Here is a 25,968-nt window from a genome sequence, read left to right as displayed (position 1 = left end):
AGGACAACAACTATAAGGGCAACACCATAGGGTCAAAAACCATAAAGGCAAAAAAAGCCACTGCATAAACAATGGCTGGCGATTAGGTCAATGGCGCTTGTCAAATACCGATAGTCGTCAGGGGCGTAGCTTATCATCAACGGCGTCGTTTGTTGCCTAAGGTATTACTTTTTATCAAGTTGACTCTCATTTGCCAAAGCAGGGCGGCGCTCTTCTTTAATCAAAATCTTCGCCAAAAACAGCCCCAGCTCAAACAACAGCCACATCGGAAAAGCCAGCATCAACATCGACACCCCATCAGGCGGTGTCACCACGGCCGCGATTGCAAAGCAGCCAACGATGATATAACGGCGTTTATCCTCTAAGCTGTCAATGGAGACGATACCGGCCAATATCAACAGCAAGGTGACGACTGGTATCTCAAAGGTCAAGCCAAATACCATAAACAGCTTTAGGGCAAAGCTCAAATAACTGTCGATATCTGTCATGGGTAAGACGTTTTGCGGTGCAAAGGTAATAAAGAATTTCAAAACCCCTTTGAGCACAATAAAATAAGAAAACGCCACCCCAGCATAAAACAATACGATAGAAGACATCAGCACTGGAATGGCGACTTTTTTTTCTTTTTTGTACAGACCTGGGGCGACAAATGACCAAATTTGATACAAGATATAAGGCATGGCCACAAAGGCGGCGACAAAGATACTCAAGCGTATCGGCGCCATAAAGTTTGAGGTGATATCGGTGGCAATCATTGTCGAGTTGGCAGGTAACTGCGCGACCAATGGGTCCGATAACAGGTTATAAAGCTCGCGTGAAAACCCAACCAAGGCCAAAAATACCACCAGCACCGCCATGCATATTTTGATCAGATGACGGCGTAAATCAATGAGATGCTCAGTGATGGGCATATCGCCAAGCGAGCTTAACATATCTCCATCATCGTTATCATAGGCCATATCGGCTGAGCGGGTTTTTTCTGGCGCTGTATCGCCGATTTTTTCTTGTCGGCTTTTTTTGCGTTTAAACAAATCCATCAGTCGGCCTCCTGCATCTGGGCAGACGCTTGTGAGGCGATAGGATTGGTAGGTGCGCTATTTAATAGGATGTCTGCTTGATAATTGGGGAGATAGGGGGCAGCGGGTAGGCGCCGTGCTTTATCATAATCACCGAGGCGAAACCACATGTTTTCCCAAGGTTTGGTCATGATGGGCGGCGCTGTTTGCTGATCGATGCCGTCAGAGGGTTTATTACGCTCATAGGCGTGTGCAAATGCCGTTGCCATCTCAGGCTGCTCATTTACGGTATTGTGCGCAGTATCAGCCTTTTGACGTGCTGTGTCATCGTTAATCACAGGCTGATGCTCTGCATGCGGATCGGCTGTTAGGGCGCGGTTCTGTGACGACTCAAACTCTTGCATACTGCCGCGCATCTCTGCCATTTCACGTCTCATCTCCGCCTCTGTCTGACGGATTTTTGCCAGCTCTTTTTGCATTTGTTGCCGAGTCTCAGCCAAGTCGAGCTCAGCCTCTATTTCTGATTGTAGGGTGGAAACAGTGCGGCGAATTTTGGCATACCACTGCCCAGCCGTGCGCGCCGCTTGCGGCAGCTTTTCGGGGCCCAAGACGATCAAAGCAATCACGCCAAAGAGCAGTAATTCAGAAAACCCAATATCAAACATAATGGTGGATTGTCACTATCTGGATGCTAGCGGCATTATACCTAGCATGGTATTTGCTATGATCAATGATGCTTATCGTCAGTAGGGAGCGTGCTGCTATGCTCATCGACTTTATTAGATGCTTGGCGCTCTGCTGGATGAGCTGCGCCGTCGTGATCGAGTACCACTTGCTTTTTGGCATGCTCAGCATTTTCGTCTTTGACTGCGTCTTTAAAGCCTTTGACCGCACCGCCCAAGTCTTTGCCGGCATTTCTAAGCTTTGAGGTGCCAAATACCACCACCACCACCACCAGTAATATCAGCCAATGTGTAATAGAAAAACTGCCCATAATGATATCCTTAATGTCTGAGACCTCATGTCTGAGATTTCTGAGTGTGAATGCTGCTCTTTAGTTGTTGACATCAGTATTGCCGCCACCGCGCTACTGTTATTTTATAGAATATTGATCTATTTGACAAAAATACAGACATAACGCTGACGTAAAAATACTATTATACCTTGCTGTTATGACAAAAAGGTGACAGTCGCAACAATCACACAGAGTAAATAGGTAGTGGCACTTTTGTTTTCGACATATAGTCGATCCTAAATAAAACAGATACATTATATATCAACGTGCAACTGGTCTAAATTTTCCTTGTGCGCTGTGCCTACGCAGATAGAGGCTGCGAAAAACTTATTCCAGTCCCACTGTATCGTTTTTATACTGAACTCACTATATGATAGGTTATCTCGACGCTTTCTCATCGATACCTGAGAGACCAAAGCGTCGGCCCAGCTCGTTTAAGATGGCGTCTGACTCGATATCAAACCATGCCAGCCCGACTAACGTATGAAACCATACGTCAGCCACTTCATAGATAAGCTCATGACGCGCGGCATCATAGTGTGCTTGGTCGCCAGAAACGTCGCAGATAGCCAAGTCCTTGGCGGCGATGATGCTCTCGGTGCTCTCTTCGCCTACTTTTTCTAATATCTTGTTTAGGCCTTTTGCATACAAGCTTGCCACGTAAGAGCTGTCAGCATCGGCGTGTTTGCGCTCTGCTAACACCTGATCTAATTGCTGTAAAATCGAGTGGGTATCGATCTGAGTAGTCTCTTTCTCAGTAGTCCCTTTAGGGCTGGCATCGTGACGTTGGGGGTCAGAGACGGCTTCGGCCGCCGACGTAGACGCATAAATCTCTGCCGGATCTTTTAATACTTTATCCACCGTTTGCCACTGAGGCTGCGCGCCTGATAAGTCTAAACGCTGATAAAAACAAGACTCACGTCCCGTATGACAGGCGATGCCGCCCGCTTGTGTCACGCTCAGCACGATTACATCTGCATCGCAGTCTAAGCGGATATCATGGACTGTCTGGGTGTGGCCTGACGACTCTCCTTTGTGCCACAACTGACCACGCGAGCGCGAAAAATACACCGCTGTCTTTGTCTCGGCGGTGAGCTGGAGGGCCTCGCTATTCATCCAGGCCATCATGAGGATACGCCCAGATTCATGATCTTGAGCAATAGCGGGGATCAAACCATCAGCATTAAATTTTATGGCGGCAAGCCAAGCAGGTAAAGTCATAATATGTCTGTCTTGTGATGAGAAATAGGAAATAGAGAGTTAGTGGGGCTGCGCTCGTCCCTCTGTGTGATATTTTGGCCTAATGGTGGTAGGGGTTCAGAGCGTCAAGGGCATCACAGCCTAAATCAATGCGGATATAGCGCCGCTTTTGTGTCTTTATCCAAGGCGGCGGGTTTGTTGAGGTGAAAATCGTAGCTGATAAAATGGATCCGCGCCTTTGCCACCACCTCGCCACCATACATACGTGATATTTTGATGATCATATGGCCGCCGTTATCATACAGCGGCTCGACCCCCACCTCAAACAACAGCTCTTCGCGCGCCCGTACACGGCTATTGGTGGTTAGCTGTATGCCATCGATGATCAGTCCTCGATGCTCCGCATTGATATCTTGTATACCTTTTGCATGCAAAAACCGATGCCGCGCCTCACAAAGCAAAGCGGTCAACGCTTCAAACGAGATATGCTGACTCCTATCGATTTCAGTATGACGCACTCGCATCACTGTCTCAAATACAAATAGGCTGTCATCAAAGTCTAACTCTTGATTTGACACGTTATCTCCTAGAGTGATGGCAGGCAATGATGGGGGTTGCCAATCATGTTATAGGTGTACAGCGTCAGGACGGATTATGGTCATAAAACGGATGAGCACAATACCGAGTCAATGGCTATCGTTATTGGTATACAATTCGTGCACGATAAGCAATCAAGCCCAACCTCTACTTAAGCACAGCTTTGCCTCACATTCAATCTATTTGCAAAAAAATCCCCGACTTTATGACCTGATTTTATGACCCGACCTTATAAAGTGTATCGCCGTCTTTGTAGCGGGCTATTTGGCGGAGTGTAGGGGAGCCATAGTGATATGCGCTTACTAAAAGCGCTGGCTATATAAACAGCTGAGCGCTTGGGCGAAAATTCACTTGGCAAAACAGGGCGCTATCTGCTAAAATAGCGCCTCCCACCTCGAGGCAAATAACAGTTTAGTGGTTGTTTTTAAAGCCACTATTTATGACTGACGATTTGACGACCAGGTTCTATCAAAGACAAAGAGGCAACTCATCATGAAAGTTAAGATGAAAACCAGAAGCGGTGCCGCTAAACGCTTCAAAAAAACAGCGAATGGCTTTAAGCGTAAGCAAGCCTTCAAAAGCCATATCTTGACCAAGAAATCAGCTAAGCGTATTCGCCAGTTGCGCGGTCTAAAGATGGTGGACAAGTCTGACGAAGCAGCAGTTCGTCGTATGTGCCCATACATCTAATAGCCTATGGTCACTTAGCTTTAATGTATTAAAGGTATTTGACTTTGCAATCTGACAACGATGTCTGGTATTCACTTATATAACGACATTGTGATTCGTTTAATAATGATTAAAAAATCTTGGAGTAATTTATGGCCCGTGTAAAACGTGGTGTACAGGCAAATCGCCGTCACAAAAAAATCTTAAAGCGTGCTAAAGGCTACTACGGTGCCCGTTCACGTGTTTACCGCGTAGCGGTACAGGCAGTGACCAAAGCTGGTCAATATGCTTATCGTGACCGCCGCAACAAAAAACGTACTTTCCGTCGTCTTTGGATCGCACGTATCAATGCTGGTGCTCGCATCAACGGCTTAAGCTATAGCCGCTTTATCAATGGCTTGAAAAAAGCTAACATCGCAATCGATCGTCGCGTTTTAGCTGACATCGCTATGCATGATGCAGCTACTTTCACCGCATTGGTCGAAAAAGCAAAAGCGGAATTGGCCTAAATATTACCCTTTCCGTTAGGTGGCCTGCTTTTTTAGCAAATACCTAGATGGATCGGACTAATATTGATTAATAGTACGATATTAATAAAAGCTACCGCTGGTCGGTGGCTTTTTTTATAGTAAATTATTTTGGCGTCATTACTATTGCGGTTGAACACACGCATTTTTGCTAAATATCTATTTTGCTAGATATATATGTCCACATATTCAAGCCATTAGCATTACTCATGGTCATCGTGAGATAACCGAGCAAATGGTTTGCAATATTTGGTCAAACCCCTACAATTACCAAGCACTATACTTACTTAATAGTCCGTTTAAATCAGGAATAATGCGTCTTATGACTACCCCTGCTGCTATCACCGATTTGTCGGCGCTACCGACCTTGTCTCCAGAGCTTATTGAGCTAAATGAAGCACAGCTCAATGAGTTTGCCAGTGCTGCTGAAGCGCTAATTTTGCAAGTAAACGACGCGCGTACCCTACAAGACTTGCGTGTACAGCTAACGGGCAAAAAAAGCTCGCTTACCGGCTGGTCAAAACAGATGGGTAAGCTTGGTAGCGATGACAAAAAAACCTACGGCGGCTGGTTGCACAGTGTGCGTAGCCGTATCGGACAGGCGCTCACCGAGCAGCAGCAGCAGCTAGAAGTCGCTGCATTGAATGCCAAGCTTGCAAGCGAGAGTATCGATATCACCCTGCCAGCGCGCGGCGGCCAAAAAGGCCATTTGCATCCAGTGACGATGGTGACCCAGCGTATGCAACAGTACTTTGTGCAGGCAGGTTTTAACGTCGCGACAGGCCCTGAAGTTGAGAGCGACTACTATAACTTTGAAGCGCTTAATATCCCATCGCATCACCCTGCGCGCGCGATGCATGATACGTTTTATTTTGATGCGCACTACTTGCTGCGTACGCACACCAGTCCGGTACAGATTCGCACCATGGAAAAGAACGAGCCGCCGATTCGTATCATTTGCCCAGGCCGCGTCTATCGTAACGACTCAGACCAAACGCATTCGCCGATGTTTCACCAGCTAGAAGGGCTGATGGTGACCGAGTCGAGCACCTTTGCTGAGCTAAAGGGCTTGATCAGTGAGTTTTTAGAGGCGTTTTTTGCCAAAGCGTTGACTGTACGTTTTCGTCCGTCGTTTTTCCCATTTACCGAGCCTTCAGCTGAAGTGGATATCCTCGATGACAATGGCAAATGGCTAGAGGTGATGGGCTGCGGCATGGTACATCCGCAGGTGCTGACCAACTGCGGTATCGATAGCGATAAATACACTGGCTTCGCCTTTGGTATGGGTATTGAGCGCTTTGCCATGTTGTATTATGGCATCGATGACTTGCGTTTGTTTTTCCAAAATGACGTGCGCTTTTTAAAGCAATTTGGCTAGAGTGCTTTTTTTATATAAAAAGCGCGCCTTGTTGATACAACAAGTGTATGTGCCAAGCTTTACTCCAACATCTTTATTACAAAATTCTGATCCGAGATATTTATGAAAATTAGCGAACAGTGGCTACGTCAATGGGTGAACCCCAATAATACCAGCGAGCAATTGGCCGAACAGCTGACCATGGCAGGGCTTGAGATTGATGATCGCTTTGCCGTTGCCCGTGCATTTAGCGGTGTGGTGGTCGGTGAGGTCATCAGTGTCGAGCCGCATCCTGATGCCGATAAGCTGCGCGTCACGCAGGTAAATATTGGTGAGTCTGAGCCATTACAAATCGTCTGCGGCGCGCCGAATGTGACGGTCGGTATGAAAGCGCCCGTGGCAACCGTTGGGGCGATACTGCCAAGTGATGATGCCAGTAATGGTAAATCGGGCTTTAAGATTAAGAAAAGCAAGCTACGCGGCGTGGCCTCAAACGGTATGCTGTGCGGTGCCTCCGAGATCGATCTGGTTGACGACATAGATGGCCTACTTGAGCTACCTGCAGATGCACCCATTGGCACTGATATCCGTGACTATCTAGGTTTAGACAATCAAATACTCGATATTTCTATCACGCCAAACCGTGGCGACTGCTTTAGCGTGCGCGGTATTGCCCGTGAGATATCAGTGATTAATGATCTGCCGATGCAGCAGCCGGAGATTGCCACTGATGTAGCGGTAACGAACAGTGATGCAACGCCTGCGGTCACCATTAGTGCCAATGAAGCGTGCCCACGCTATCTCTTACAATCAATCAGCAATATTGATCGTAGTATCGATACGCCAAAATGGATGGCTGATGCTTTGGTTCAGTCAGGACTACGCTCGCATAACTTTTTGGTGGATGTGACCAACTATGTATTGATGGAGCTTGGTCAGCCATTACATGCGTTTGATGCCGATACCATTCAAGGTGATATTGTGGTGCGTTTGGCGCAGCCTGCAGAGACATTGACGCTACTGAATGAGCAAACCATTGCTCTAACTGGTGATGAGCTGGTGATTGCCGATGATGAGGGCGTGCTTGCCTTAGCGGGAATCATGGGCGGTAAGCGCAGTAGCGTCACCGATAGCACCACCAATATTATTTTAGAAAGTGCGTTTTTTAATCCGCTGGCTATCGCGGCGCGCGCGCGTCGTTTTGGCTTGCATACCGATGCCTCGCAGCGCTTTGAGCGCGGGGTAGACTTTGCGCTGCCAGCACTTGCTTTGGCGCGTGCTGTTGATTTGATTACTAGTGTCACAAGCGGGCAAGCTGGGCAAATAGTAAAAGTAGAAAATAGCGAGCACTTGCCAGCCCGTACGCCGATTACCTTGCCAATCAGTAAAGTCCGTGAGGTCATCGGTATCGAGATAGAGCTTGCGGTCATGATGCGTATCTTAACCCAGCTGGGCTTTGAGGTCGCGCAGCAAGCGGAGAGTCTGATCTGTACGCCGCCGTCGTACCGTTTTGATATGAGTATTAAAGAAGACCTTATCGAAGAGATCGCCCGTATCTACGGTTATAACAATATTCCAAGCGTCCTGCCGCATCTGCAAGTCAGTATGGATTATGACGATACGGCTGATTTGACGCATGAGATGAAGCTGGCACTCGTCAATAATGGCTATATGGAAGCGATTAGTTTTAGCTTTAGTGATGCCAAACTTGAGACGCTACTTGATGATGAAGCGTTAGGTGAAGTGTTGGCATTGGCCAATCCGATCTCAAGCGATCTGGCGGTCATGCGCCGTACATTGCTCTCAAGCTTGTTGCCTTGTGTGCAGTACAACCTCAATCGTCAGCAGCCGCGTGTACGTTTTTTTGAAACAGGTCTGAGCTTTGTCGGTCAGAGTGTCAGTGACTTGGTGCAGACGCCGAGCATGGCGCTGGTCGCAGTTGGCGATATTTGGGATGAGCAAGCTTATCAAAACCGAGCTTTAGATTTTTATGATCTCAAGCACGATATCGAGCAGCTACTTCCAGCCCAAATCGATCGTGCGCGCGTACACTACGAGCGTAGCCAGCTAGCATTTTTGCACCCTGGTCAAAGCGCCAAGCTGTATATCGATGATATCTATGTCGGCTGGTTGGGTCAGCTGCATCCGAGCACTGCCAAACAGCTGGATCTACCTGCCACTTGGGTTGCCCAGTTATCGCTTGCGCCGCTGCTTAACTTGGCCCGCGAGCAGCATGACATCACCACGCCAAGTAAGTTTCCACAAGTGCGCCGTGATATAGCCATCTTGGTAGATACCGAGATTAGCCTACAGACGCTAGAGTCGACGGTGCGCCGTGCTGCTGGAGCCTTGTTGAGTGATATGTGGTTATTTGATGTCTATCAAGGTGACAAAGTACCGACAGGTCAGCGCTCGCTCGCGTTTGCTCTGATATGGCAAGATGTGACACAAACCCTATCTGACGAGGCAGTAAAAACTGCCACTGATAAAGTCATTCAAGCTTTAATTGAGCAGCATTCAGTACAGCTGCGTGACAGCTAACCTCTACACCCGAAAACTGATAACGCATCATGGCCTTTTTTAATTAAAAGGCTGTGGTGCCTTATTTGTCAAAAAAATTATGATCGAGACGTTTTTTGTCTAAAAAATGGTAAGTGGTTATTAATAAAAGAGATTTTATAACGTCTATATTAAAAAGACCACAAAAAACCTTTATAATAACTGCTATCCCCTCATACCGCTAAACCATGATATTCGACATCACGACATAGCATAGGAGTCGTACTGTGAGCACTTTAACCAAATCTGACATGATTGAGCACTTGATGAGCCACCTAAACCTAACGCGCCAAGATAGCCGCTGTTTGGTAGAGCGCTTTTTTGAGGAATTGTCAGAGAGTTTGATTGATGGCAAAGAAGTCAAGCTTTCAGGCTTTGGCAACTTTGAGCTAAAAGACAAAAATAGCCGACCTGGTCGCAATCCAAAGACAGGGGAGCCCGTTGCCGTATCTGCGCGCCGAGTGGTGACCTTTAAGACAGGTCAAAAATTTCGCCAGCAGGTTGATGAGCGTTTGTTTGATGCTTAATCTGTGTCTATACATATAGGCGCTGCTCAGAGAAAAAAGAACCAAAGATAACGCTGTTTAATAGGGACTTTTTGGGTATATCTTGTCTACTAGCTTAGCGCAAACAATCAGTGTCCATCTAGTTAGCAGGCTATCCTGCTATCATCTTGCTTCAATAGCAGGCATAAAAAAAGAGAGCATAGGCTCTCTTTTTTACTACAGTGTTTATTGTATGACCAATAAAATTACTGAGCTTCTTCAACAACCACTTCGTCAGCTGCATCAACAGCTGCAGTGTCAGTTTCGCTAGCTACATCAACGCTAGTAGTAGTACCGTCTACAGGTACTTCAGCGTCCATTTCGTCAGTTGCAGTTGCAGCTTGTGCATCAGCGATGTCAGCTTCAGCTTCAGCAGCAGCAGCTTCTGCGTCAGCAGGTACAGCTTCGCCGTCAGCAGCAGCTTCGTTTAGCTCTTCTTGAGCGTCTTGTACTTCTTCTTGTGCGTCAGATAGATCTTCAGCAGCGTTTTCAGTGTTGCTATCACAGGCAGTTAGGCCCATAGATGCAGTCATGATACCAGCTAGAGCAAGTAATTTAAGGTTCATAGTTGTTTCTCCGAAAAAATGAAATGAGCAGTAGTAGTAACAAAAGCCAAAAAAAGGTCGAAATCTGATGTTTTTCAGAGTCCAACTAATCTTAGTTACAACTACTCAGCTTTCACGCATTCTATATGTTTTCTTTCTGAATGGAAAGAGGCTGTACAATTCAGTAACAATAAAATTGTAAATGTAATTTTACATCTTAAGCCTCTTATCTTTTCTTAAAGAGTAACACCAAATAATATGCGTATAATCAATAAGATCGGCCTATTATAAAAGCATATTTGCTGTCTTGATATTCTTTAACTGTTGGTGTTGTGTAGTGCTTTCATTGAATATGGCTGGTATTCGGTAATTGGCGTATTGTGGTCAGTAAATTTTACGATAACGTAATCAATTTCGGCGTTGTTTTTGTACTGTATCTGCTAAAGGCTACTGATAGGCATATAGTATATTCAATTCAAAAATGTTATAGCGCTACTGGTATAAACTTTCCTTGGGTGCTGTATACACAGGGGCTACGCAAAATTCATCCCAGTAGCGCTTTGGAACTTATGCCAGTTTTATTTTCAACTGACTATATAAAAGTCATAAAAAATAATAAGAAAAAAGCTTGGAGATACCGTAAAAGCTAGGTGCGACAATGAGTCAGACAATAAAGAACTAAAAATACTTGTATAAATGGTCGATAGTATGATGGTATAAATCATATATTTAAGGAGAGATGGTATGAAGTGGCAAGGTAGGCGAGGCAGCTCAAACGTGCGCAGTAGTCGCGGCGGCGGTAAGATGATAGGGGGTGGTATCGGCGGTATTATTATCGCGGGTATTTTGTGGTTGGTTTTTGGGGTCAACCCCATGACGGCATTACAGACAGGGCAAGTGGTGGCAGGCGGTGGCGGCAGTACGGCGAGTGAGCCTGCCACCAGTGACGACCGCGATACGCAGTTTGTCAAAGTCGTATTGGCCGATACAGAAGACGTTTGGCATCAGATATTTAATGAAGCGGGCAGTACGTATCAAGAGCCGTCGCTCATATTGTTTAACGGTCAAGTCAGCTCTGCTTGTGGGAGTGCCAGCGCTGCAACAGGGCCATTTTATTGTCCGGGGGATCAAACCATTTATCTGGACACGTCGTTTTTTGTGGAAATGCGTCAAAACCTAGGTATCGCAGGCGATCAGCAAGGATCAGGGGATCAAGATAACCAAGGTAAGGCAGGCGACTTTGCACAAGCCTATGTGATATCGCATGAGGTGGGCCATCATGTGCAGACGTTACTTGGCATTACCCAGCAGGTGAATGAGGCTAGTCGTCAAGTCAGCCGTGCACAGGCCAATAAACTGTCGGTCATGCAAGAGTTACAAGCGGACTGTTTTGCTGGGGTATGGGCGCAGCGCAATCAGGAGCGCGTACAGTTCTTAGAAGCAGGTGATATTGATGAGGCCATCAATGCTGCAGGCCAAATCGGTGATGATCGTCTCGCTCGTGCAAGCGGCGGCGCAGTTGTACCAGATAATTTTACGCATGGTACCAGCCAACAACGTGTGCAATGGTTTACTCGCGGTCTGCAGAGTGGCAATGTACAGGCATGTGATACCTTTAGTGGCGCTCTATAACGCTGATAGGTTAGAGTTGATGCATTTTAAAAAAGGATATGACGTTACTGGTATAAGTCTTCCTTGCGTGCTGGCTCGTCTACGCTGCCAGTAGTGGTGCAACCTACACTTAAAGACAGCATCCGAGTCGCGCACTTAACGGTATCGTCATTTGATTTTGAGTTGACTATACTTAATTGAGCGATTTTTTAGTCACATATTTGATGTATTCTGATTTGACCGTTGTTTAAAATAAAAATACACGCCTGCTAATCGCAAAAGGCCTGCAATGATTGCAGGCCCTTTGTTTATCTCTACATACTATTTAGACAGCTTATGAGAAAGTTCACATCAGTGTCTTTTAAGCTCAAAGCGTCTTTACTTATCTAAGCTTAAAATACTCAGAAGGTATGTCTTTGAAAAGACTTGTCTAACCAAACTGCTTGAAGTGTTGTCTAGAAGTGCTGTCTATCCGTTATAAACCAAATTATCTGGTTTGGTCTAGGATGTAAGCGCCAGCGCCACCAACAGCAGCACCGCCCAATGCCCCGCGAGCGATATCTTTACTGTCGCCGCCACTTCTGATCAAAGCGCCCGCTGCTGCGCCTGCTGCTGCACCTTTAGCGGTATTGCTCAAGCCAGAGTTGTATCCATTGGTCGCACAGCCGCCCATGATTAAAGCAGAGCTAGTAATGGCACTCATTGCGATAGTTTTAGCAAATTTCATAATATCACCTGTCAAATTATCAAGTTGGGTCAAAAAAAGAATACGAGATTTTTAGTGCTATGTGTTTGATATAGATAAACCATGCCAAGCGAATCCAGCAATTGTCTTAGAATAATCTGTGTTGCTATCGCAAGACATAGGATTATATTAAGAGTTTTCAATATTTCAGTACGTGTACTGCTATCGCACCTGATAGCAGAGTATATCTATGTTAACACTTATATTAACCCATTAATTCGTCTCTAGGCGTAGTAAAAGCGCTAAGCTTTGCAAGCAAGCTGTAAAAGATGTTTCCCCACTGTATCCTTGGTAGGGATTTTGCTTAGTGTCATTGTATTTGTATTGATAATACGCTAACTGTTTTTGTCACTGCTAGCGCTATCTATATGTAAAGAAATAGGGTCTTATATTTGCTTCGTGTGATATAGGCAATCCGCTATAGAGGCTGTAATTTTTTTATTTAGCACTTACTATAGCTTGTCGTCTGGCCATATTGCTACGACCCAACACATAAAAACCGCCCTAAGGCGGTTTTTGCTATTTGTCTTTAATATCTATAGTCGATCCATATCAAAAACGACATAGTGCTATTGGTATGAGTAAAGCTTATCATCGCACATTAGTTTTGTGATTTACGCTTCATTTGTTCAAAAAACTCATCATTGGTTTTGGCTTCTTTTAGGCGTTCAAGCAAGAACTCAGTGGCTTGGACACCATCCATTGGCTGTAGCAATTTGCGCAAGATCCAGACTTTGCGTAGTTTGTCTTCATCAAGCAGGCGCTCTTCGCGGCGAGTGCCAGATTTTTTGATATTGATCGCTGGGAAAACACGTTTTTCGGCTAAGTCACGCTCAAGGGTAATTTCTTGGTTACCGGTACCCTTAAATTCTTCAAAGATGACGCTGTCCATTTTGCTACCGGTGTCAATCAAAGCACTGGCGATGATGGTCAAGCTGCCGCCTTCTTCGACGTTACGCGCTGCGCCAAAAAAGCGCTTAGGACGCTCAAGGGCATTGGCGTCTAGACCACCGGTCAACACTTTACCAGATGATGGAATGACGGTGTTATACGCACGAGAGAGGCGAGTGATGGAGTCAAGTAAGATGACCACGTCTTGCTTATGCTCGACCAAGCGCTTGGCTTTTTCGATGACCATTTCGGCAACTTGTACGTGGCGCTGCGGCGGCTCATCAAAGGTTGAGGCAACGACTTCACCGCGTACCGTGCGCTCCATCTCGGTCACTTCTTCTGGACGCTCATCAATGAGTAAGACGATCAGATAGCATTCGGGGTTGTTGCGAGTGATAGATTGGGCAATCGATTGCAAAAGCATGGTTTTACCCGCTTTTGGCGGTGCGACAATAATAGAGCGCTGACCTTTACCAATTGGTGCGATCAAATCAATGATACGGCCTGTCAAATCCTCGGTCGTACCGTTACCTAATTCTAGCTTTAACTGCTCGGTGGGGAATAATGGCGTGAGGTTTTCAAAAATCAGCTTGTGACGTGAGCGATCGGGGGTATCAAAGTTGATCTCGCCGACCTTTAGTAGCGCAAAATAACGCTCAGAATCCTTTGGTGGTCGAATCGTCCCAGCGATACTGTCGCCTGTCTTTAGGCTAAAGCGGCGGATTTGGCTGGGGCTGACATAAATGTCGTCAGGACCTGCCAAGTAAGAGCCCTCTGATGAGCGCAAAAAGCCAAAGCCATCGGGTAAGACCTCGAGCACGCCGTCACCATAGATGGCTTCGCCGTTACGGGCGTGGGTCTTTAAGATAGCGAAGATAATGTCTTGTTTACGGCTACGCGCCATATTATCAAGACCCATGTCTTTGGCGATGGCCAATAGCTCAGAGATTGATTTTTTCTTTAGTTCAGTTAGATTCATAGGTAGGTCATTAGCAATTGATCAGATGAGAGATGCCATTAGCAGCACAAGTCACGACAGTGATTAAAACAACGATAGTATGGCGATAGAGGGCGCGAGCACAGAGCCAGAGTTATGTAGTTTGGGTATTGCGTGTTGACTTATGTACAAGTTGCAAGAATAGAGTGCAAGGTAATAAGAAATAAGGATACAGAAGGCTACATAAGAGTCTGCGTCAAAAACTCAGTATCAGTAATTGTGTTTAGTCATTTCGTTCAGTAATGGTGTTTATAATGACGATTGTGTTTTTGTTGATAAACACGAGGAGAATAGCGACAAGACACTTAGGAAAACGGTTCGTTTTCTCTTGTCAGCAGACTATACGGTCTTCACAATGGCATTGTCAATAAATTTTGCCAAAAAAGTCGTATTATTGGTTTTTTTGCATAAAAAACGAGCAAAAAACCATTATCTTAGCAGGACAATGGTTTTTTGCTGATGTGCATCTATTATGACGTGTAGACACTCGCAGCAGATAGACTGACACGAGCGTATCGACACTGATAGCAGTGCTTATAGATGCTTATCAAGTACTTTGGCTAGCTCTGCTTTTGGCTGTAAGCCCATGACTGAGTCAACTTTTTCGCCGTCTTTAAAGACAAATAGCGTTGGGATGTTACGGATACCAAAGCGGCTGGCAGCTTGTGGGTTGTTGTCGACGTCGACTTTGACGATTTTTACTTTGCCTTGGTACTCGCCGGCTAGATCTTCTAAGATAGGCGCGATGGCTTTACAAGGGCCACACCACGCCGCCCAAAAATCTACCAATACAGGCAGGTCTGATTGCAGCACGTCTTGGTCAAAGTTTGCATCGGTGGTATTTACGATTAGGTCTGACATAGTTATCTCTCTTGTTTTATTGTCTTTATCGTCGTTCATTAATTTATCGCGGCTTTGTGTAGCTAAAGACCAGCGGTATAAAGTAATGATAGGCGGCTAAAGAGTCGTTTCGAAATGGTGAAAATGTGCCATCATATTAACATGTTTGTTCTTACTTGACAGATGCAGGCTGGTTAAATTGTTTAACAATTACGATTGATACAATAAATCGAAACACAACCCTACAGCCAGTGAGTGCGCTGTCACTTGTCACTTTTTGGTTTTTTTTCTATGTCATTGCCTCTATCATGTCATCTTTACTCTCATTTATATAAGTAACCGATTTTTATGCCTTTTACTGAAGAAGAAGTCAACGCCTTAAACCGGCAAGAGTGCGCGTATTCGTTGGCGTTTTTTAAAACATTTGCCCAAGACATTACAGTCTATGAAGATGATGATATTTGGGTGGTGGATAAGCCAGCGGGCCTCCTCAGCGTCGATGGCAAAACCCTTAAGGTCAGCTTGCTTGCGCGGCTTGAGCGCGTCAATCCAGCCGTCAAACTCATTCACCGCTTGGATATGGACACCTCAGGGCTACTGATTTTTGCCAAAAATGCCGCTGCCCAAAGCCATATTAGTAAGCAGTTTATTGAGCGGTTGCCACAAAAAAGCTACCAAGCGCGCGTCTTTGGCCAATGGGAAAGTATCGGGGCGACCGGTGAGATATCGGTGCCGGTACGTTATGAGCCCACGACCAAACCGCGGCATATCGTCGATCACGATTGGCCCAAACAGGCGCTGACTTTATATGAGGTCTTGGCTCACGAAATGTGCAATGATCAGACCGTCACGCGCGTGCTACTAAAGCCAGTCACGGGCCGTAGTCACCAGTTACGTGTGCATATGGTGCATGCCGGTCATGTGATGATTGGTGATCCGATTTATGCCGAAGGGGCGGCACTGATGATAGCCCCGCGGCTAAACTTGCACGCACAGCAGTTACGCCTAAAGCACCCGACACTGGGTGCGTGGATGGATTGGGAGAGTCCGTGCCCGTTTTAATCTGGCCACTGAACCAGATGATGACTTAACCATATGAGCAATAACGATATCAGTGATCGCATCATGCTTAAGTATCGCAACATAAAGTACGACTGGCTACGGTTTTGCGGTTAGGGCATGTCCGCATTTTTTACCTACTTTAAAATGACGCCGCGCCCTAGTATCTTGCCTGCCAGCTTTATTTAGGGTTGATGACAGTGCTCGATAAAGTCGCTCACCTGCTTAGTTAATATCTGCCATAAGGTCTGTTGCGCGCTTTTGCTGCCCCAAGCATTGTGCGGGCTAAATATCACCCGTGGATGCTCGCTGAGGCTGAGTAGCGGGTCATCTGCCATGATCGGCTCTTGCTCAAACACGTCGCTGGCGTAGCCGATGATTTGCTCGTTATGGATGGCAGTTGCTAATGCTTGACTATCGACGATGCCGCCGCGCGCAACGTTGACCAATAAGGGCTGCTTGGTCATTTTGGCAAAGGTGTCCTTATTGATAAGATGCTGGGTTTGTGCGGTCAGTGGGCAATGTAAGCTCAATACATCTGACTGCGCCAGTACGTCATCAAAGGCAGTATAGTCTGCACTGCGCGGCGCACGCCCTTGATGCTCCGCCCATAACACCGTCATGCCAAAGGCGCGTGCAATCTCGGTGACGCGCTTGCCGATGGTACCGACGCCGACGATGCCAAGCGTCTTGTCTTCTAAGTCGATCAGCGGTATGTCGAGCAAGCAAAAATTGCCATTGTCGCGCCATGTACCATCGGCGACTTTTTGATGATAATGAATGCCTGCGCGCATGGCATTAAGCATCAGCATAAAGGTATGCTCAGGCACGCTTTTGACCGCATAACCTGCGACGTTATAAAGGGTGACATGATGTCTGTCACAAGCGTCTTGATCGACGTTGTTCATCCCTGTGGCAGTCAGCTGAATCAGCTTGAGGGTGGGCAGTTGACCGATCACCTCGGCGTCTATTTGGACTTTATTGGTGATGATGATATCGGCGTCACGGCAGCGCTCAAGGATGACGTGGTTGTCTTTTGGCGTGTCATGATAAGTCATGTAATCTGTAATCCCAGCTGGGGCTGGCAAATCGATACCGTCCGAAAAAGTACCCTTGTCTAAAAAAACCGCTCGCATAGTGACTCCCTGATGAATTGATTGTTGTATTGATTTTTTCTATGGTTTTAAGGTTTTATGGGGGTGAGGCTTAATGTAGCACGTCGGTGGGTTTAGTCAAAAACCAAACCATAAAAACCTGAGAAACCCAAGCGCTGTCACAATTGTCTACTTGAAAAGTCAACTAAGCGCACTCATCTAGCCGCTAACGTTATATAATGGTCTACCTTAGCTGTCGACTAAATGGGTGTTCCCCTATGCACAGCCACCATTAGCGGCCATTGCTATCTATTTTATTTCTTATTACCTGAGTACAAAAAAGACATCGCCTTATGACTACCTCTATCGCTTCACTGCACAGTACTGAATTCGCCGTTGGCCAACGTTATTTATCTGATACAGAGTCTGAGCTTGGCTTGGGTGTGGTCATCGATGTGGATGATCGCTGTGTGCACATCTTGTTTCCGCAAAGCGAGGAGACGCGTGTTTATGCCAAAAACTCAGCGCCACTGTCGCGCGTGGTATTTAAGGCGGGCGATAGCATTTATGACCAAGATGGCAACGGCTATACGGTCAATGCGGTAGACGAGGTGATGGGTGTGCTCAAGTACAGCGTCGATGAGCATGAGCGCGGTATCATGGAAACCCGACTCGCGGCCAATATCACGCTTGCCAAGCCGCTTGAGCGTCTGCTCGCTGGTCGCATCGAGCGTGGCGACTGGTACGAGTTGCGCCAAGACATCTTGCGCATGCAGTCGGCGCTGGCAGGTCATCCGCTCAAAGGCCTAATGGGCGCGCGTGTCGATATTATCGAGCATCAGCTGTATATCGCTCACGAGGTCGGCAAGCGTATCGCGCCGCGTGTGCTTTTGGCCGATGAAGTGGGTCTGGGTAAAACCATCGAAGCGGGCTTAATCATTCATCAGCAGCTAATCACAGGAAAGGCTGAGCGCGTACTTATCTTGGTACCAGACAGTCTGCAATACCAATGGATGATCGAGCTGCGTCGCCGCTTTAACCTAAATTTTGCGTTGTTTGATTTGGTACGTACTGCCGCGATCAAAGAGCATGATCCTGAACAAAACGTCTTTGCCACCGAGCAATGTATCATCGCGGGTATGGATTTGTTGCTTGATCATCCTGATTTGTACGATCAGGCGATGGAAGCGGGCTTTGATCTATTGGTCGTCGACGAAGCGCACCATTTGCACTGGGATGAAGAGCATGGCGGCAATGACAAATACGATTTGATTGCTGACTTTGCTGAAGAGACGCCTGGGGTGATGCTACTGACCGCAACGCCTGAGCAGCTCGGCGCGCAAAGCCATTTTGCGCGTTTGCGCCTGCTAGATCCTGATCGCTTTGATGATTTGGATGAGTTTATTGATGGGCAAGAAGCCTTTGCCGAAACCGCTGCCGTCGCTGGCGTGTTGATAGAAGACAAGCCGCTGAGTGATGGGCAAATCGCAGCTTTGAGCCATTTATTAGACATTAGTATGGATGAGCTGGGCGCAATCAATGACGATGAACGCTTGCGTACTTATGCCCTTAACGAGCTACTGGACCGTCATGGTACCGGCCGTATCTTATTTCGCAATACTCGTGAGAGTGTCAAAGGGTTTTATGGACGAAGCCATCAGCCATATCCACTGCCCCTGCCTGACGCATGGGTTGATAGCTACCAAACCACGGGCAAACTGCGTGAGCAGCTGTGGGGCGAAGAAAACCAGCCCGATGGTGGCTGGCTAGAAGATGACCCACGTGTGTCTTGGTTGATTGATATCTTGCGCGGTGAGCTAAAGCATGAAAAAGTGCTATTGATCGCTCGTAGTGGGGCGACGGTTGAGAGTCTTGAGGCGGTACTGCGCTTACATGCAGGCATTAAGACTGCTATCTTTACCGAGCAGATGACACTGCTTGAGCGTGACCAAGCGGCGGCGTTTTTTGCTGATTCCGAGGGCGCGCAGATATTGCTTTGCTCAGAGATTGGTTCAGAAGGCCGTAACTTCCAGTTTGCAAGCCAGCTGATACTGTGGGACTTACCTGCCAATCCAGACACGCTAGAGCAGCGCATAGGCCGCTTAGATCGTATCGGTCAGACACAGCAGATCATGCTTCACGTCCCTTATGTGCAGGGCACCGCGCAGGAGCGTTTATATCATTGGTATGACAAAGCGCTCAATATGTTTAGTCAGATATCACCGACTGCCCAAAGTGTGCAAGAGCAATACATCCAAACGCTAAAGCCTGTGCTAGAGAGTGCTGATACGCCCGACAACCGTGCCATGCTACAAGACATCATCACCGAAGCGAAAAAAACCCGCCTAGGGCTAGAAGCGCAGCTACAAGCTGGCCGTGACCGTCTGCTGGAGTACAACTCGTGCCGTCCACGTGTCGCTGGGCGTATCAAAGATGCCATGATTGACTTTGATCAGAACAATCTGCTGCCACACTTTATGGAGCGCTTTTTTGCCTCTGCCAATATCGATCATAGTATCCAGCGCGATGGCTCGTGGGTCATCGCTCCTATCGATAGTACTGAGATCAGTGAGTACATCGATGGCCTGCCACTGGGCGATGAAGATGGGATGACCTTGACCTTTGATCGCGGGCAGGCATTGCTGCGTGAAGATATCGACTTTATTACCCATGAGCATCCGCTGATGCGCGCGATTTACGAGTTGGCCAGCACCAGCACCTTTGGTAATACCACGGTGGCGATGCTAAAAAGCGCGGTCGTGCCCCAAGGCATGGTGCTGCTCGAGGTAAACTTCCGTGTCGAGGCCATCGCGCCAAGAGTGCTCAATCTGCCTGCGACCATTACCACGCAAAACATTCGGGTATTTATCAGTGAGCAAGGCAGTGATCTGTCAGCGCGCATCAGTAGCGAGATGATCATGCCGCACATCGAGCGACTGGACAAAAACCGCGCCCGCCAAGTCATCAAGGTGCGCGGTGATGTGATCGAACAGCGTTACTACGACGCCGAAGAGATCGCCCGCCAGCAGCTGGCAGAAATCGGTGAGCAAGCAAGTGCCCGTTTCAATCAGCAGTGGTCGCGTGAAATCAAGCGCCTAAAACATCTACAAACCATCAACCCCAATGTACGTCCAGAAGAAGTAGAGCGCTTAGAGCAGCTAAAAGCACAAGGCGAGCAGGCATTAGGCAACCTATCGCTGGTACCAGACTCTATCCGCGTATTGGTAGCGGTCAAGCCATAAACGAAGCATAGCAATGAAAACGAGATGCGCCGATCATCTCGTTTTTTATTAGGCTGATGCACTGATGCTGCGATAGATACCTCTGCCTCAAACCTTGTGATAGCCAAGCGTGTGCGTAAGCCATCAGCGGGTAATTTTGTCATGAGATAAAAAAGGCGGTCAAGACTGGTGGGTAAGCGACTCATAACTGGTCAAAGCGCGGGATATTGGGTAATATGTTTAGCCTTTCAGTGGATAATAAATACGTGTATAGCGCTGCTATCGTTGTATTTTTACGCTAAAATTTTGTTCTAACATCTCTCTTGTGTATTTTTAGCAAGTGATTTCATATTATTTTACATTCAAACGCAGCAGGTTTGCCGTTATATCATCTGGCTATCATTAGGTGGGTTGGTGCAGCCGCGCCGCGTTTTTGATAAAAATAAGGAAACCTATCGTCATGTCTGATTATTCGCAACTGATTGATGAGCTGCTTGCTACCGTATCGCTTATTGAAGTGAGCCCTGATGTCTTTGAGGGGAAAAGCCATGACTATGTGGGCAGTCGTATCTTTGGTGGGCAAGTCTTGGCGCAAGCAATCATGGCAGCTGCCCATACGCTGGATAAAGACAAACCCTGCCATTCACTGCACGGCTATTTTTTGCGTGGCGGTGATATCAACCAGCCAGTGATTTATCGAGTACGCCGTCTACGCGATGGGCGTAGCCTCTCTGCACGAGAAGTGACCGCGATTCAGTACAAAGAAGTACGCGGTAAAGCGCCTATTGAGCAAGTGATTTTTTCGATGATTGCCTCGTTTTCGCCGATGGAGGAGGGACTTGAGTATCAAGAAGATATGCCCGTCTATCCGCCACCAGACGACCTGCTTGCCGAGCAAGATTTAAAAGAAGAGTACGTCGGCAAAGTGCCAGATGCGCTCAAAGCACGTTTTATGCGTCGTCGTCATGTCGAGATTAAGCCTGTCAAACCGCGTGATCCTATCCATCCTGAGCCGATGAAGCCAAAACAAGCCAACTGGCTGCGTATCCGCGAGCTGGGCAATCAGCCGGTGGCGATTCAGCAAGCGCTACTGGCATTTTCGTCTGATTTTTACTTAGTCGGTACAGGGCTGATGTCGCATGGGGTCAGCTTTATGACCAGTGGCTTACAAGCGGCCAGTATCGACCACTCGATGCACTTCCACCGTGAATTTGATTTGAATGATTGGCTGCTCTATGACATGTGGAGTGATACCACGTCCAATGCAAAAGGTCTAAATCATGGGCAGTTTTGGCAAGATGGTAAGCTCGTCGCAACGGTGCAGCAAGAAGGCTTGATGCGTCTGCGGGTGCCCAAATCTTAAATAAAAAAATACAAGCTATGCCAGCGTGCTACTGGTATAAATTTTCCTTGCGTGCTGCGTACCCCGATGCTGCGCAAAACTCATCCCAGTAGCACTGTGTTTATTTATAGTGGTTCGACCACACTTACTTACCGCTCTAAAATCTTTACCATCGCCCGCGGTAATCCTAGCGTTACCCGCGCATCATCTGCGGTCAACCAATGAAGATTAATCTCTGCCGCTTGCAAGGCTGTGCTCAATGCGGTTGTTTGCTTATTGTCTAAAGTGATTGATTGCGGCGTCAAATACCAGTGAAAATGCGTCAATGAATGCTTGATAGGCGCATCATCAAGCAAGGTTTGATTAATGGGTGCGGCTATCACATTATGCTTATCTAACCACTCATGAATAATCTGCTCACCAGTGGTAAATTCTGTCTCATAGACTTTTTCATGACTGCGCACGCCACTTGCCAAGCTTGATGACTTATCGTCGCTCATTGCTGATTTATTAGCAGTAGTTTTGCCAGTTGCCTTGTTATTCGCTTTACCGTCAACTTTCTCCACAAACTGTAATGGTAAGCTCCACAATCCGCCCCAAATGCCGTTATCAGGGCGTTGTAGCCACAATATTTCACCGTTTTCATTTTCTATCAGTAACGCATCGCTAAACTTACTCGGTTTGGGCTGCTTTTTCGCTTTGACAGGATAATCGGTTTCGCGCCCCTGTGCATGGGCAAGACAGTCCTCTTGTAGTGGACACAATAAGCAGGCAGGCTTGCTACGCGTACATAACGTTGCGCCCATATCCATCATGGCTTGTGCGAACAGTCCTGAGTTCTCTGTCGGTGTTAAACGCTCCGCTAATGCCCATAACTCTTTCGTCGTAGCAGATTTAGTGATATCGCCGTCAATGGCTGCCCAGCGGGTAAGGACGCGTTTGACATTGCCATCACAGATGACACCATACTTGTGCAAGCCCATCGCCATAATCGCCCCAGCGGTCGACGGCCCAACGCCAGAGATGGCTTCCCAGCCCGCTAGCGTCTGCGGAAAATCACCGGTCTCGTCAATTATCTCGGTCAGTTGCTTTGCGCCTTTATGCAAATTACGCGCGCGTGCATAGTAGCCAAGCCCCGCCCAATACTCGGCGACCACATCCCAGTCGGCAGCGGCCAAATCTTGCACGGTCGGAAACGATTCCATAAAACGCGCGAAGTAGGGCAACACGGTGGTGACTTGTGTCTGCTGGAGCATGACTTCGGATAGCCAAACGACATAAGGATTGGGGGTGTCAGTCTGGTGCTGTTGCCACGGCAGGTCATGGCGACCGTTTTCGGCAAACCAATCGAGTAGGCGCGGGGCGAAAGAATTTAGAGATGTTGTAGAGTGATTAAAGTTGGTTTCAGAAGGTATAGAGTTGGCAGTTGGCTGGGTCATAGGCTCTTATATTTGATTTTTTGAAGGTAAACAATTATACCTGATATACGTATTTGCTACGACCCAACTTTGGCGCAATGCTATTAAATAATATAATAAAAATAACTACTTAACGATATCGAAAAGTAGAAGGTTATTGATTGTATGGTCGATGTACTTGTAAATGTAACTTGAGTTTACAATATGATAAGTAGAATTCGATTCTTGTATGAAGTCGAAGTCCTTTAATATATGTTCTACTAGTCTGCTGATATGATAGTCCATGTTACCATCATAGGTTGTAGTGTGAATAAAGTCATCTTTTGAAAGGCCGTGTAGTATTAGAAGGATAAAAAACTTAGTTGGGAAGTTTTCTAAAATACTTTGGTCATTTTGTAAGTAAATCTCTTCGGAAGAAGAGCTGAATTTTAATATATCCGTTACTTGTATATTTCTATCACGAATTTGCTCAAATAAATTTTTGTTGGCTATATATGCAAATGATAAAAATACTATTAAAAGCTGCTCTACCTCTGGATTTTTACTTTTGGAGTTATCTTCAAATATGATAAGTGTTTCAATACAGCGAACAACTTGCTCTACCTTTCGTAACGACAGATGGGCAATTTTTACAAATTTAGAAATATCGTAGATAAATTCGTTGTCTTTAAAATCTTGAGGAATTACCCTGCTAGCTTGAACTGTCACCTTGAAATAAGTGACGTTATTTTCAATAGACCTGCCTTCAACATCTTTGATGGTCGTTGGTAGGTTAATTTGATATTTAAAAAATTTATATAAATAGCTGTGTGAGTCAGTTTCGCTACCATAGCTATGTTTTATAGTGGCTTTAAGCTGCTCAGCATTGGTAATTAATATAATTTGTACATTATCTACATCAAACACATGCTTGATGGTCTCTAACATCATCACTGCAAAATCTGGACGACATCGGTCAAGCTCGTCAATGAGTAAAATGATAGGGTTTGTGGAAGCAATATCTGATAGAGCATCGCGCAATGTCGATAAATTCTTTTCCGCTTCTACTTGATCTTTAATCATAGACTCAAGTGACTGGTCGATAAGAGATTTTGACCCATCCTTTATTTCTTCCATTCCGTCTGCCAGTGCATCAGGAATATCTGCCGCATATCTACCGAATGCAAATCCTAATCCTGCTTTGAGACCTATACCAGAAATAAGCCTTAGGTAAGGGACTGCATTTTTTATAAAATTCTTTCGCTTGTCGTCTTTTTCATCGTAAAAACTAGCCACCTCTGCTATAAGTGTTAAGAGCGGCTCATTGGCATGATCAGCTTGAAAAGCATTTACATAACCAACCTTATAATCATTCGGATTATTCTCCTCAATCAGATTTTTTAGTTTAAAACAAAACTCTGTCTTTCCTGTACCCCATTTACCATCAATAATAAGTGGTGACACATCAATAGCTGAGTCTAATAACTTAATAATTTTTTCAGCGATAGGCTTACGTGTGAACTCATCTCTGCTGGAAAAAGTTAACTCTTTCATTAGGTTGTAATCTATCATTAAGCACTCTCTATAGTTATAATTTTGATATACGATACTTATGTTATACAGATAATATAGACATAAAAAAAGCCCATCAGGGCTTTTATATAGGCAATTATTTTTTGAGTAATAAGCCTTGAGCTGAACTTACTTCCGATTTTTCCGCGTCTTTAGACGACGTAAGCGCTTTTCTTCTTCGCGGGCTTTCTTTTTTTCTTCTGCCGCTAGACGTTGTTCGGCGACAATGATTTCTTCTGCTTCGATCATCGCTGGAGTCTCAAGGGTAATACGTCCAAGCTTGCCACTACGCAGCTCATTGATCAAAATCTCAGACATGCGGTAGGTATCCACGACTCCGCCTTTTTTGATAAATCCTCGGTTACGCCCTGCCATTTCAAAAAACTCCCAATCGGTCTTGGGCAACTCGTCAATTTTATAGCGAGTTTTTAGCAGCTCAGGATAAGCGCTCAGCAAATACTCAGCGGTATAGCTGGCGACATCGGCGAAGTCAAACGCGGTATCGCGAATGCCACCGGTCGCTGCGAGTCGATAGCCAGAGTTTTCGTTTTCGACCTTTGGCCAGAGCATACCAGGGGTGTCATAGAGCATGATGTCATCATCGAGTTTGATCAGCTGCTGCGACTTGGTCACCGCAGGCTCGTCGCCAGTTTTTGCTACTGCACGCCCTGCTAGGGTATTGATCAAAGTCGATTTGCCAACGTTTGGAATGCCCATGATCATGGCTTTGATTTGGCGACCGGTGCCAACTTTATTGGGCACCATTTTTTTGCATAGAGCGATGATGCGCTTGACGTCATCGGCTTTGTTATTGTCACACGCGATGGCTTTGACGCCCGCTTGCTGCTCAAGGTGCGCCATCCATGCTTGGGTCAGATCAGGGTCGGCGAGATCGGCTTTGTTTAATATCTTGATGACCGGTTTTTCGCCGCGTAATGCTGCGACCATGGGGTTTTCGCTACTATAAGGAATACGGGCGTCAATCACCTCGATGACCACGTCCATCTGCGGCATGATTTCTTTGATTTCGTTACGGGCTTTGTTCATGTGCCCAGGGAACCATTGAATATTCGCTCTTTTATCCATCTGCTTTCATAACCTTTTATAAAAAATGGGTGTAATGGACATTTTTCATGCTGGCGTATGGTCTAACGCTATATACTGTCTAT

Annotated in this window: 22 protein-coding genes; 9 read left to right on the top strand and 13 right to left on the bottom strand. The window is 46.4% G+C overall.

What is annotated here, in order from left to right:
* Nucleotides 1-164: 164 nt before the first annotated feature.
* From tatC to JFC05_RS09520, 5 genes are all read right to left on the bottom strand, one after another.
* Nucleotides 165-1,037, bottom strand: a complete 873-nt coding sequence (gene tatC, locus JFC05_RS09540) for a twin-arginine translocase subunit TatC (protein ID WP_198336729.1) — start codon at nt 1,035-1,037, stop codon at nt 165-167.
* Nucleotides 1,037-1,681, bottom strand: a complete 645-nt coding sequence (gene tatB / locus JFC05_RS09535; RefSeq protein WP_198336728.1) for a Sec-independent protein translocase protein TatB — start codon at nt 1,679-1,681, stop codon at nt 1,037-1,039. The genes tatC and tatB overlap by 1 nt, the downstream gene beginning before the upstream one ends.
* Before the next feature lie 62 nt (nt 1,682-1,743).
* The gene (gene tatA / locus JFC05_RS09530) at nt 1,744-2,010 is read right to left on the bottom strand and encodes a Sec-independent protein translocase subunit TatA (RefSeq protein WP_198336727.1); all 267 of its coding nucleotides are present in this window, start codon (nt 2,008-2,010) and stop codon (nt 1,744-1,746) included.
* A gap of 399 nt (nt 2,011-2,409) precedes the next feature.
* A complete protein-coding gene (gene hisIE, locus JFC05_RS09525; RefSeq protein ID WP_198336726.1) occupies nt 2,410-3,252 on the bottom strand; it encodes a bifunctional phosphoribosyl-AMP cyclohydrolase/phosphoribosyl-ATP diphosphatase HisIE in 843 nt (280 codons plus the stop codon).
* Between the two features lie 125 nt (nt 3,253-3,377).
* Nucleotides 3,378-3,809 (bottom strand): acyl-CoA thioesterase, encoded by a 432-nt coding sequence (locus JFC05_RS09520; protein ID WP_198336725.1) that lies wholly within the window; start codon nt 3,807-3,809, stop codon nt 3,378-3,380.
* A gap of 511 nt (nt 3,810-4,320) precedes the next feature.
* Between JFC05_RS09520 and rpmI the strand changes: the two genes are divergently transcribed.
* From rpmI to JFC05_RS09495, 5 genes are all read left to right on the top strand, one after another.
* Entirely contained in the window at nt 4,321-4,518 is a 198-nt protein-coding gene (gene rpmI / locus JFC05_RS09515; RefSeq protein ID WP_011281253.1) for a 50S ribosomal protein L35, read from the top strand.
* Between the two features lie 131 nt (nt 4,519-4,649).
* Complete coding sequence (gene rplT / locus JFC05_RS09510) at nt 4,650-5,006, top strand: 50S ribosomal protein L20 (RefSeq protein ID WP_075101938.1); 357 nt, start codon at nt 4,650-4,652, stop codon at nt 5,004-5,006.
* A gap of 340 nt (nt 5,007-5,346) precedes the next feature.
* Complete coding sequence (gene pheS / locus JFC05_RS09505) at nt 5,347-6,402, top strand: phenylalanine--tRNA ligase subunit alpha (protein ID WP_198336724.1); 1,056 nt, start codon at nt 5,347-5,349, stop codon at nt 6,400-6,402.
* Between the two features lie 102 nt (nt 6,403-6,504).
* Nucleotides 6,505-8,922, top strand: a complete 2,418-nt coding sequence (pheT, locus tag JFC05_RS09500; protein ID WP_198336723.1) for a phenylalanine--tRNA ligase subunit beta — start codon at nt 6,505-6,507, stop codon at nt 8,920-8,922.
* Nucleotides 8,923-9,167: 245 nt separating this feature from the next.
* On the top strand, nt 9,168-9,467 hold the full coding sequence (locus JFC05_RS09495; protein WP_075101941.1) for an integration host factor subunit alpha: 300 nt from the start codon (nt 9,168-9,170) through the stop codon (nt 9,465-9,467).
* A 224-nt stretch (nt 9,468-9,691) separates the two neighbouring features.
* On the opposite strand, the gene JFC05_RS09490 is transcribed toward JFC05_RS09495, so the two are convergent.
* The gene (locus tag JFC05_RS09490; RefSeq protein ID WP_075101942.1) at nt 9,692-10,051 is read right to left on the bottom strand and encodes a hypothetical protein; all 360 of its coding nucleotides are present in this window, start codon (nt 10,049-10,051) and stop codon (nt 9,692-9,694) included.
* 723 nt (nt 10,052-10,774) lie between these two features.
* Here JFC05_RS09490 and ypfJ point away from each other — a divergent pair.
* On the top strand, nt 10,775-11,662 hold the full coding sequence (gene ypfJ / locus JFC05_RS09485; RefSeq protein ID WP_198336722.1) for a KPN_02809 family neutral zinc metallopeptidase: 888 nt from the start codon (nt 10,775-10,777) through the stop codon (nt 11,660-11,662).
* Between the two features lie 466 nt (nt 11,663-12,128).
* Here ypfJ and JFC05_RS09480 read toward each other — a convergent pair whose 3' ends face one another.
* From JFC05_RS09480 to trxA, 3 genes are all read right to left on the bottom strand, one after another.
* Nucleotides 12,129-12,368 carry a hypothetical protein gene (locus JFC05_RS09480; protein WP_198336721.1) on the bottom strand — a complete coding sequence of 80 codons (240 nt, stop codon included), beginning with the start codon at nt 12,366-12,368 and terminating at the stop codon, nt 12,129-12,131.
* 619 nt (nt 12,369-12,987) lie between these two features.
* The gene (gene rho, locus JFC05_RS09475; RefSeq protein ID WP_198336720.1) at nt 12,988-14,256 is read right to left on the bottom strand and encodes a transcription termination factor Rho; all 1,269 of its coding nucleotides are present in this window, start codon (nt 14,254-14,256) and stop codon (nt 12,988-12,990) included.
* 552 nt (nt 14,257-14,808) lie between these two features.
* Nucleotides 14,809-15,135, bottom strand: coding sequence for a thioredoxin (gene trxA, locus JFC05_RS09470; protein WP_226940880.1), 327 nt, complete (start codon nt 15,133-15,135; stop codon nt 14,809-14,811).
* Nucleotides 15,136-15,462: 327 nt separating this feature from the next.
* Here trxA and JFC05_RS09465 point away from each other — a divergent pair, with 327 nt between their 5' ends.
* Entirely contained in the window at nt 15,463-16,176 is a 714-nt protein-coding gene (locus JFC05_RS09465) for an RluA family pseudouridine synthase (RefSeq protein ID WP_198336719.1), read from the top strand.
* 182 nt (nt 16,177-16,358) lie between these two features.
* Here the strand turns inward: JFC05_RS09465 and JFC05_RS09460 are convergent, their stop codons facing one another.
* Nucleotides 16,359-17,309, bottom strand: coding sequence for a D-2-hydroxyacid dehydrogenase (locus JFC05_RS09460; RefSeq protein ID WP_198336718.1), 951 nt, complete (start codon nt 17,307-17,309; stop codon nt 16,359-16,361).
* A gap of 311 nt (nt 17,310-17,620) precedes the next feature.
* Here JFC05_RS09460 and rapA point away from each other — a divergent pair, with 311 nt between their 5' ends.
* Both rapA and JFC05_RS09450 read left to right on the top strand, forming a co-directional pair.
* Nucleotides 17,621-20,509 carry an RNA polymerase-associated protein RapA gene (gene rapA, locus JFC05_RS09455; RefSeq protein WP_198336717.1) on the top strand — a complete coding sequence of 963 codons (2,889 nt, stop codon included), beginning with the start codon at nt 17,621-17,623 and terminating at the stop codon, nt 20,507-20,509.
* 439 nt (nt 20,510-20,948) lie between these two features.
* Nucleotides 20,949-21,851 (top strand): acyl-CoA thioesterase, encoded by a 903-nt coding sequence (locus tag JFC05_RS09450; protein WP_192993173.1) that lies wholly within the window; start codon nt 20,949-20,951, stop codon nt 21,849-21,851.
* Between the two features lie 128 nt (nt 21,852-21,979).
* Here JFC05_RS09450 and mutY read toward each other — a convergent pair whose 3' ends face one another.
* The 3 genes from mutY to ylqF form a co-directional block, all read right to left on the bottom strand.
* Entirely contained in the window at nt 21,980-23,269 is a 1,290-nt protein-coding gene (mutY, locus tag JFC05_RS09445) for an A/G-specific adenine glycosylase (protein ID WP_198336716.1), read from the bottom strand.
* Between the two features lie 105 nt (nt 23,270-23,374).
* The gene (locus JFC05_RS09440) at nt 23,375-24,799 is read right to left on the bottom strand and encodes a KAP family P-loop NTPase fold protein (RefSeq protein ID WP_198336715.1); all 1,425 of its coding nucleotides are present in this window, start codon (nt 24,797-24,799) and stop codon (nt 23,375-23,377) included.
* A gap of 129 nt (nt 24,800-24,928) precedes the next feature.
* Nucleotides 24,929-25,885 (bottom strand): ribosome biogenesis GTPase YlqF, encoded by a 957-nt coding sequence (gene ylqF / locus JFC05_RS09435; RefSeq protein WP_105244265.1) that lies wholly within the window; start codon nt 25,883-25,885, stop codon nt 24,929-24,931.
* Between the last annotated feature and the right edge of the window lie 83 nt (nt 25,886-25,968).

Source organism: Psychrobacter celer, assembly GCF_016107555.1.
GTDB classification, from domain to species: Bacteria; Pseudomonadota; Gammaproteobacteria; order Pseudomonadales; family Moraxellaceae; genus Psychrobacter; species Psychrobacter celer.
The sequence above is the reverse complement of the archived record's forward strand: the minus strand, read 5'-3'. Positions and strand labels throughout refer to the sequence as shown.